General features: G+C 75.2%; 1 protein-coding gene. It reads left to right on the forward strand.

What is annotated here, in order from left to right:
- Positions 1-158: 158 nt before the first annotated feature.
- Positions 159-302 (forward strand): HD domain-containing phosphohydrolase (locus JHD64_RS21625; protein WP_304506672.1); only part of this gene is annotated, 144 nt, incomplete at its 3' end.

Consider the following 302-nt stretch of genomic DNA (forward strand, 5'->3'; position numbering starts at 1 on the left):
CCCCCCCCCCCCCCCCCCCCCCCCCCCCCCCCCCCCCCCCCCCCCCCCCCCCCCCCCCCCCCCCCCCCCCCCCCCCCCCCCCCCCCCCCCCCCCCCCCCCCCCTTTTCACGCCGAAGACGGCATACGCGATCCTTGTTAATGTCTCGTGGGCTCGGAGATGTGTATAAGAGACAGCCACGAAGAGCCGGATGGCCACGGCTACCCCTTCCACCTGAGCGCAGACCGCATGTGCATCGAGGCGCGCATCCTGCGCGTGGCGGACATTTTCCAGGCACTGGCCCAGGACCGGCCCTACCGCCCC

The sequence above is a fragment of the Aquitalea sp. ASV15 genome, assembly GCF_016429115.1.
In the GTDB taxonomy this organism is placed as follows: domain Bacteria; phylum Pseudomonadota; class Gammaproteobacteria; order Burkholderiales; family Chromobacteriaceae; genus Aquitalea; species Aquitalea magnusonii.